Annotated in this window: 8 protein-coding genes; 3 read left to right on the forward strand and 5 right to left on the reverse strand. The window is 50.9% G+C overall.

What is annotated here, in order from left to right; all coding sequences use genetic code 11:
* Positions 1 to 90 precede the first annotated feature (90 nt).
* Genes L0156_25800 through L0156_25810 form a run of 3 tightly spaced genes read right to left on the reverse strand, consistent with a single transcriptional unit; the run spans position 91 to position 2,018 of the window.
* The gene (locus L0156_25800; GenBank protein MCI0606413.1) at positions 91 to 312 is read right to left on the reverse strand and encodes a hypothetical protein; all 222 of its coding nucleotides are present in this window, start codon (positions 310 to 312) and stop codon (positions 91 to 93) included.
* Positions 305 to 1,012 (reverse strand): tetratricopeptide repeat protein, encoded by a 708-nt coding sequence (locus tag L0156_25805; protein ID MCI0606414.1) that lies wholly within the window; start codon positions 1,010 to 1,012, stop codon positions 305 to 307. Before L0156_25805 ends, L0156_25800 begins: the two co-directional genes overlap by 8 nt.
* Complete coding sequence (locus L0156_25810) at positions 1,002 to 2,018, reverse strand: hypothetical protein (protein ID MCI0606415.1); 1,017 nt, start codon at positions 2,016 to 2,018, stop codon at positions 1,002 to 1,004. The genes L0156_25805 and L0156_25810 overlap by 11 nt, the downstream gene beginning before the upstream one ends.
* Before the next feature lie 113 nt (positions 2,019 to 2,131).
* On the opposite strand from L0156_25810, the gene L0156_25815 reads away from it, so the two are divergent.
* Genes L0156_25815 through L0156_25825 form a run of 3 tightly spaced genes read left to right on the forward strand, consistent with a single transcriptional unit; the run spans position 2,132 to position 5,651 of the window.
* Complete coding sequence (locus tag L0156_25815) at positions 2,132 to 2,527, forward strand: BlaI/MecI/CopY family transcriptional regulator (protein MCI0606416.1); 396 nt, start codon at positions 2,132 to 2,134, stop codon at positions 2,525 to 2,527.
* Between the two features lie 11 nt (positions 2,528 to 2,538).
* On the forward strand, positions 2,539 to 4,083 hold the full coding sequence (locus L0156_25820; protein ID MCI0606417.1) for a M56 family metallopeptidase: 1,545 nt from the start codon (positions 2,539 to 2,541) through the stop codon (positions 4,081 to 4,083).
* 56 nt (positions 4,084 to 4,139) lie between these two features.
* Positions 4,140 to 5,651, forward strand: coding sequence for a serine hydrolase (locus tag L0156_25825; GenBank protein ID MCI0606418.1), 1,512 nt, complete (start codon positions 4,140 to 4,142; stop codon positions 5,649 to 5,651).
* Positions 5,652 to 5,658: 7 nt separating this feature from the next.
* Here L0156_25825 and L0156_25830 read toward each other — a convergent pair whose 3' ends face one another.
* Positions 5,659 to 6,765, reverse strand: a complete 1,107-nt coding sequence (locus L0156_25830) for a DGQHR domain-containing protein (protein MCI0606419.1) — start codon at positions 6,763 to 6,765, stop codon at positions 5,659 to 5,661.
* An 83-nt stretch (positions 6,766 to 6,848) separates the two neighbouring features.
* Positions 6,849 to 8,264, reverse strand: coding sequence for an amidohydrolase family protein (locus L0156_25835; protein ID MCI0606420.1), 1,416 nt, complete (start codon positions 8,262 to 8,264; stop codon positions 6,849 to 6,851).
* Between the last annotated feature and the right edge of the window lie 27 nt (positions 8,265 to 8,291).

Below are 8,291 nucleotides of genomic sequence, written 5' to 3' on the forward strand. Positions count from 1 at the left end.
AAAATGCTGATTAGGGTGTAGAATCAAGGCAGAGGTCAGCCATCCAACGTATTTTCCAGCTTCCGCCCCGCTGACCCAAAAAGCAAATGCCTAGCCAAAATCGGGATAAATCATTGAGAGGCTGTCGCCGGTGATCACATAAAAGCGCTCAGGCTTTTGTTCATTTGGTTGAAAAGAGAACATCGCGCTGATACCTGCATCGTGAAGTGGATGGTGTTCGTAGGTCTCCTCATGCTTCAGCGTGCAGTTGAATTCAGGATCGAATTCTTCTTTCAACAGGCGAATTGCTTGTTTCCTCAGTTCTTCAATCATGTTTGAGATCTTTACTCTCGCAATCACGAATCAGTTCTCTCGCCGCTTCATTGTCGGGGTCGGCATCCAGCGCTTCCTGCAAAACGGATTTCGCTTTCTCGTATTCCTGGAGATTGAAGTACGTAACACCGAGTGCATGGAGGATACTTGCATTTTGCGGATCGAGCTCGAGGGCGCGCTGAAAATGTTTGCGCGCGTTCTCCGCGTCGTGAATTCTGCCGTAAGCCAGCGCCACCGAACAATGATTCTGCCACGTCTCTTCCCGAAAACGGATGGCCTCAATCATCGTTTTCTTTCCCTCCCGCACCTCCATACTTCGAAGAAAGTGGTGACCGTCACTGAAGTTTTCCAGCGCCTGGACATTCGAGTCTTTCCACTTTGCGTAGATGCGTTCCGTCTCATTGGGCTCAACGAGTCCGCCCAACTGCGGATCCAATAATTGAAACTGGATGTACTCCTGAAGCTCTGTCATAAAATCAAATACTTCGCGCAACGCAGTTTCCTCTGAGCCGAACGGTATGTCGATCGCAAGACTGCTGTCGCTGCCTTCACGCAGATATTCAGCGCTGAAAAAAGTGTCCGGCGAATGATCGATGCAAAAAGTTGTAGGGCCCGTCCGCTCCAGGTGTGTCCCGATGAAATCCAAAAGCGGCTCGGGTTCGTGATTGATGTTGAGCAATAAGAACAGGTTATAGCTCATAATTGAATGCCCCTGAAACTTGATGATATATCTCATGATAGCGTGAAGCTACGTTTTCCGGGCTGAAAATTTCTTTCGCATAACGGGCCAAATCTACCGCGATCTGTGGAAGCGAAGACTGGTCCTTTCTGAGATCACGTGACGCGCGAATCACATCTTCGATATTGTTGGCCACCCAGCGCGGCTGGAATTTATAAATCACCTCATTGAGTGCAGGTTGATTAAAACAGAACACGGGTTTTCCCAGCAGCAGAAAATCGATGGCTGGAAGTGAAAACCCAAATTTAGAATTTGTTTCTCTTTCGAGATGCAGGGCGAAGTCGGCGCCCGGCAGGAACAATTGTATATCACTCTCTTCCAGTATAGTGACGGCGTCCAGTTTTTCCTGACGGATCGTCTCCTGCAATCTGCCGCGCCAGAGGTTGGTTTCCTTTCCATGATCGTACCGCGGAATCAAAAAGCGGAAGCCTCCGCGGCGATTGTATTCGCGCGATATATATAAGAAGGCATCAAATACGGGTCTGTTGGTTATGTCGGTCAAAGCAACCACCAGCAAGCGATCTCCCACCTGATGCCGCTCCCGCAGATGCGCTGCCGGCTGCAAGGAATTTTCAGAGGGAAATGACTTGCAGGGAGCAATGACACTGACCGATGTGCCCGGAGCGGTCCGCTCCACTTCGGTCTTTTCTGCTTGCGTAAACACAACCGCGCGCGCGGCGCAAAGAATTTCCGAGTATTTCTGATTCTTGCGAGGCGATGCTACGACCGTGTGAATGCTACGCTTTCCGGCTGCAATCTTCTTCGCCAACGGCAGCAGCTTGTTGCCCGGGGGAAGCAAGAAATGCAGCAGGTCCGCCTTTCGCGAGTCGAGCAGTAGAGTCTTGACCTTCGCTTCACAGGCGCTCGCCTGCCAGCCCGTTAGCGATTCTTGAAGCGCTTGAGCGAAAATTTTGCATGGCTCGTTATCCGGCGGATACACGAGGAAAACGACGGGGGGTCTCTTCATAAGGAAACGTGACATTGTATCAGACGGGTTTGTCCATGCCAAGATTTGACGCTTTAAAACTTCCAAAAAACCCTCTTGACGAGATAAATCGATATGTGTTATTTTTTTAACACATGAAGCGCAGGCAGGGGACTCCCTTCGGGTTAAGCCGCCGGGAGCGCCAGATTCTTGATTCGATTTATCAAAGAGGGCAAGCGACCGCTGCGGAGGTCATGGTAGCATTGCCGGACGCTCCTACATACACTACCGTTCGCGGTTTGCTTCGCGTGCTGGAGCGAAAAGGTCATATCCGGCACATCAAAGAAGGACGCCGATTTCTGTACTATCCGGTACGGCCTCGCGCAGAAACGGGGCGCACAATGCTGAAACATGTGTTGGGCACTTTTTTCAACGGGTCCGCTGTACATGCGCTTTCCTCGTTGTTAGGCGATACGCGAAAGCTTGAAAAGAATGAGTTGGAAATCCTGAAAGAACTGATTGATAAGGCACGAAAACGGAGGCGCGTCTGAGTTTCGGCTGTATGGTCGACATTAGTTTGAGGGCCACGCTGGTTTTGTGCGCAGCCTGGTTGCTTTGTCTGATCATTCGACGTTCGAAGTCCGGAATACGTTATCAGCTTTTAACGTGGACTTTTGCGCTTTTACTTATCCTTCCTATGCTTTCCGCTTTGCCTCGGTTCTCCATTTTGCCGGTATCGAGAATTTCAAAGCCGGTTGTTCAACCGATTTTCCCCGACTGGCTGGAAGCGACTTTGGAATCCGGACATTCCGGTCATTGGAGCGCAACCAACACCAATTTACGATGGCCTTTTCTTCTCTGGCTCGGTGGCGCGGCATTTTTCTCCTGGCGGCTGATACGATCCTATTCTGCCGTATCCGGATTACGAAAAAAGGCAGAGGAATGCTCCTTCGCACCTTTTCCTTTGCCGCGGAGCATGAAAGTGTTGGTTTCCGAAACCCTCCAATCACCTGCGGCAGCGGGGCTGTTTCGGCCTGTTGTATTGGTTCCCCAATCCTGTTCTACGTGGACTCCACAGGATTGGCAGATTGTGATGGAACATGAATCGGAACACATCGACCGCCGCCATTCGCTTACAAAACTACTTGCACGAATTTGCTGCGTGATGTACTGGTTCCATCCTTTGGTTTGGTGGGCTGCGAGCCGGCATTCTGTGGAAACAGAGCGTGTTTGTGATGAACATGTTGTAGCCTGCGGAATCGATGCTGCGGCTTATGCGGAACTGCTCGTGCGGTTTGCGGCGCATCAACAGGAGCCATGGATAGCCAGAACTGGTTTACTGGGGTATTCTTCGACGCTTGAATTAAGAGTGAATGCTCTACTCAACGAGTTTCCGTCAAAGCTTTCGGCTCGATTGCGAATTACAGTCGTTCTGCTGGTTTGCTTCACAACATCCGCAACAGTTCTAGTAGATTTCGGATGGAGCGATAACAGAGGGCCCACAGAGAACGGATTTGCCGCCCTGCCTGCGCCCAACAGTATCATGGATCCTTACCGGGAACCCGAAAGCGAGCTGGTGCCTGAAGATGGAATCGGGCGCGTCTCCAGTGTTCCTTTGGACGATCCGCGTGACCGCTACTTGTTCGAGCTACTTCAGCAGCTCTCTCATCGTGAGGCACGATCGCGCGCCGACTTTGTAGCCAAGCGCGCGCGATGGGGCATGGCTCAGGCGAAAGGGGGCGAGTTGATCCGTTCGCTGTTGAAGAGATTGGATGATGAAGACTGGCGTGTTCGCGCATATGCGGCGTACATACTCGGTCTGGGCAGGGTACGAGATGCGGCTCCGCCCTTGATTCGAGACATGGAGCATCCTGTCTGGCGCATGAGAGCCATGGCCGCATTTGCACTGGCGCAAATCAGGGATCCGGCGGCTGCAAAGATACTGCAAAAAAGCCTGAGCGATCCCGCATGGCAGGTGCGGTTAGCTGCACTGCCGTATTTCGGTTCGGATCCGCGCTGGCGAGCTTTGGTTGAACCGATGCAAAACGATGAAAACGGACTCATTCGATACACGGCCATAGAAATCCTTGGGAGGATGGAAAAGTGAAAAACGAAAACAATCGTCTTTTTTTAAACTCCATAAATGTTAAATTTTTAACACTCATGACCTTTGGGCTGTGCTTGTCTTTCGCTACGCACTGCAAGGCGTCGCAATCGGACGACTCGGTTCCTTCTGAGCTTGATAGCTACATTGTCCGTTCGCTAAGGGAAGCGGAGGTTCCTGGCGCCGCGATTGCGATCGTGAAAGACGGCCGTGTGCTGGCAAAGGGATACGGTGTTCGGCGGGTGGGGAACCCGGTGGCGGTTGATGGCAACACACTGTTTGATTCGGCTTCGCTCATGAAGTCATTTACCGCCGCTGCAATCGGCGTTCTGATTGATGAAGGCAAACTGAAACTAGACGATCCGGTACGGAAACATCTGCCGTGGCTTGAGTTTTTCGATCCTTATTTGACGGCACATGTCACCATCCGCGATTTGCTGACACATCGCGTAGGATTAAAGAGCGCTCACGCCTTATTCCGATTTACAGGATTTACGACACGGGAAGTTTTGGAACGCATCGTTACGCTTGAGCCGCAGACGCCGTTTCGCACGGGTGTAACTTACTCAAACATCCTGTACACTGCTGCTGGAGAAGCGGCGGCAGCGGCGTGCGGATGCACTTTTGGTGAGCTGGTCACAACGAGAATCATCAAGCCGCTAAAACTTGAACGCACGCGCGTGGGCGGTAATCCGTTGGAAGATGCAAACGCCTCCTACCCCCATGATCTCATCGACGGCCGCCAGCAGGAGCTTCGGTGGCGCTGGATGGATTACAACACCGATCCGGCCGGAGGACTGCTCTCGACTGCTTATGATCTCGGCAAGTGGCTTCTTTTTCATGCAGGTGACGGAACATGGGAAGGAAAGCGTGTGCTGAGTAAAGAGATGTTGTTGGAAATGCACTCTCCGCAGGTCCTGATCGCAAGTTCTCAGGAGTGGCGGGATTCTCGAAAAGTTGAGTTCTTCGGAGGTTATGGATTGGGCTGGAATGTAATGGATTATCGGGGCCATCCGATGATCTGGCACAGCGGAGGCGGCGACGGAATGCCCGTCTATATGACGCTGCTTCCAAAGGAGAAGCTGGGAGTGGTCGTGTTATTGAACACCTGGTCGGCGCCCTACCATCATGGAGCAATCGCATCCAGAATCTTCGATCATTACCTGGGCGTCGAACCTTACGATTGGGCAGGTGAGCTGCTGCCGGTCTATGCAAACACACACAAGAAACATGCGGAAGAGGAGCGCCGCCGCGAGGCTTCGCGAAAGGCGGGCGCAAATCCATCCTTACCTCTTTCTTCCTACGCGGGCCGGTATGAGCATCCAACGTACGGACCAATCGAGATCTCGTTGTCTGACAAAAACCTTGCCTGGAAAATCGCGAAAGGAGCAGAAGCGGAACTGATTCCGTGGCAGTTCGATACGTTTTTTGTGCGCTGGCGGGATCCCGTGTTTCGAGAGGCGTATCCTGCTTATGTCACTTTCATTTTGAACGAAGACGGAGAGGCGGTGAGGTTCAGAATAACGCTGCTCCGCGATGAGATTGAAGCCGTAAGAGCGGGCACCCCCTAGTTTGTTCTCAGGAAGCCAGGTTCCTGCTGAGAAACTCATGGATCTTGCGCGTGCGTTCGATTTGACCTTTTGCGGCGAAGCGCTCATAGAATCCTTCTGAGCGGAACTCTTTCGTCAGCGCGCTCCAGTTCTTTACACGATCGAGAAACGCTTTCTGATTGCGCTCTTCCCATTCTTCGAAGATGTCGTTCTTTTCAATGATGTCGCCCAGCACCCGGCAAACCGCCTTTAAGGTCACCGCCCGATGAAACATATAGGTCTTCTTTCCCCAGATGTTTTCCATCACCGCGGCGACTGCCTTAAGGTAATCCACGACAAACGAATAAGCCTTCTCTGCTTTTAAATTGAAACTAAATTCCCAGAAATCGTAATTTTGCTCAACCAATCTGTGAAATTCGTTGTAGAGCTCTGATTGAAGGATCCACTTCTCCTGTTTGCTGCGGCCACCGAGACGATTGATCCTGTATTGCAACGGGGACGTGCCGTTCTCGTACAGCATCGTGACGAGTCTGGCGCAAAGTTTCTTTTCCGGACTTGCTGAGGTTACTCGATCCAGTAGATCGACCAGATGTGATTTATTGATTCTTGTATGTGTGGAATTGATGATCACAAACATTTCGGCGGCGAAGTCGGCCGATTTTCCATCGAAGATGACGCACGGCACATCGATCAGATCCATCTCCTGCGGATGGTGCTCGGCATAGAAATGCAAACCCGCCAGACGATGCTGTCCATCGATTACGAGATACTTCGACGTAGGCTCGCTGAGATCGCCTACGGAGGCAAATTGACCAAGCTTCTTAAATTGCAATTGCTCCTGTGTGAACAGCAAAATGGTGCCCGGGATCAACGGCTGAGCGGCGGCGTTCTCATAAAAGTTGACGATCTCCTTGATCTTTCTACGATTGAGCATTCTTTGAAACGCAAGCTCTTTTCGTTCAATGGAATGAATGAATTTTGCGATCTCATCATGGACATGAACTTCCGAAGCAGGAATTTCTTCCCCTTCAAAATAATACCGGCTGCTGAAGTGCACTTTGGGTAATAAATCGTCTGCCTTATAACTTACAAAATAAAATTTGCCGTCTTTCTGACTTACCAGAGTTGCAAGCATAGCGTCCTCCTTGGTGACGTAGGGGCGGGTCTCAGACCCGCACTTAATATTGCGGGCGGGTTTTAACCCGCCCCTACAAGTTCCTAATTGTTTTGACCGCGCAACAGAATACGTCCGGGCAATTTTTCGGTGATCGCGCCTTTGGCAAGAACCGGCCGGCCGTTTACAAAAACATAAATGATTCCTTCGGAATAGTGACTGGGATCTTCGAACGTTGCCACATCGCGCACGCCGTTGAAATCAAAAACCGTTATGTCGGCATAGTTCCCTTCTTTTAATATGCCTCGTTTTTGGAGCCCTAGTCTTTGAGCAGGAAGCGACGTCATTTTTCTAATGGCTTCTTCGAGCGACATCACGTTTTTTTCACGGACATATCTTGCAAGGATTCTTGGAAACGTGCCATAAGCACGCGGATGTGGATGGTCCCTGACAAGAATTCCATCAGTGGCCATTCCGGGATAATCACAGTTGAAGGCCACAAACGGCGCCTTCATCGCTTTTTGCATTTCTTCTTCCGATTGGGTGAAATAAATTGCCCCGGTTGCGCCTTGATCTTGCTCGACAAACCAGCAGAGTGTTTCCGGCTCGTCTGCGCAATGATCCTTAGCGATATCTTCTAACATCTTACCGACATACTTCTTCAGTGCCGGTTTTTGAGCGGAAGCGATCATGATTCTCTTGCCGGAATCGGCATCCAGGAAAATGTTGTCGGTTTCCGGAAAGCTTGTCATCATCTCTTTCTTGATTTTTTCTCGAGTTGTCGAGTCAGCAAGTCTCTTGAGCATGGTGTTTGTGCCGCCTTCGAGCGCCCATTTCGGCAAGGAGGCGGCCAGCGAAGTTGCTCCGGCAGGATAAGGATAGATGTCAGCGGTCATGTCGATTCCTTGCGCTCTTGCATCCGCAATCTTTTGTAAGGCATCTTTCATTTTGCTGAAATTCTGTTTTCCGCTCGCCTTTAGATGCCAGATTTGGACAGGACAATTCGCTTTGCCCCCGATCTCAATCGCTTCATCGAGCGCCTCCAACAAGCGGTCCGCTTCATTTCGAATATGAGATGCGTAGAAGCCGCCATACTCTGATGCCACCTTTGCCAGAGCGACGATTTCATCAGTTTTAGAATAAGAAGCGGGAGCATAAAGCAGCGACGTGCTGACTCCGAAGACGCCCGACTTCATCGCAATTCTGACCTGTTCTTGCATTGCTGCAAGCTCGGCAGCCGATGGGTCACGCATCTCATTTTTCATCACAAATTGCCGCACCTGTGTGGCGCCTACCATGAATGCAAAATTCACTGAGCTCCGGTTCTTGTCCACCCTGTCAAAATATTGATCCCATGTTTGCCAATCTAAAACGATTCCGTAAGGATTCAGCGAAGGCGCGGCTTCCTGAATGATCCATTCATTGTTTGGCGCCGGCGATCCTCCCGATACTGGCTCATCTGCAATATAAATTTGATCCCCTCCCTCTCTTCGTTCGTCCTCCGCCACAAACTCCCACACAGTGGGATTCTCATTTCATTTGATTGA

This window comes from bacterium (assembly GCA_022616075.1).
Taxonomy (GTDB): domain Bacteria; phylum Acidobacteriota; class HRBIN11; order JAKEFK01; family JAKEFK01; genus JAKEFK01.